Below are 266 nucleotides of genomic sequence, written 5' to 3'. Positions count from 1 at the left end.
TCATGACTTAAGCTTCCGGTTCTGGGTGAATGTGTGGACGAGCGTCATGCTGGCAAGGCGTTGCACTATCACCATGTGCGCAGTGATCATGATGATGTTGATAGACCACGCGGTTGGTACCAAAAATGGCTTGATACTCAGGGTGTTGTTGCACGTTTTCAGGCAGGCCACTACAACAAATGTGTTTATTCAAACACACCACCCGATGAGTTCCTTGCATGACCCACTGTAAATCATGTGAAACCATGAGCACAGCACAACCATAT

At 47.4% G+C, this 266-nt stretch carries 1 pseudogene; it reads right to left on the bottom strand.

The features are described from left to right. Positions 1 to 7: 7 nt before the first annotated feature. Positions 8 to 266: pseudogene (gene znuC, locus ACG9ZB_RS17410) on the bottom strand (zinc ABC transporter ATP-binding protein ZnuC); the annotation flags it as partial.

The organism is Acinetobacter johnsonii, assembly GCF_048551975.1.
GTDB classification, from domain to species: Bacteria; Pseudomonadota; Gammaproteobacteria; order Pseudomonadales; family Moraxellaceae; genus Acinetobacter; species Acinetobacter johnsonii_A.
This window is presented reverse-complemented; position numbering and strand designations above follow the sequence as displayed.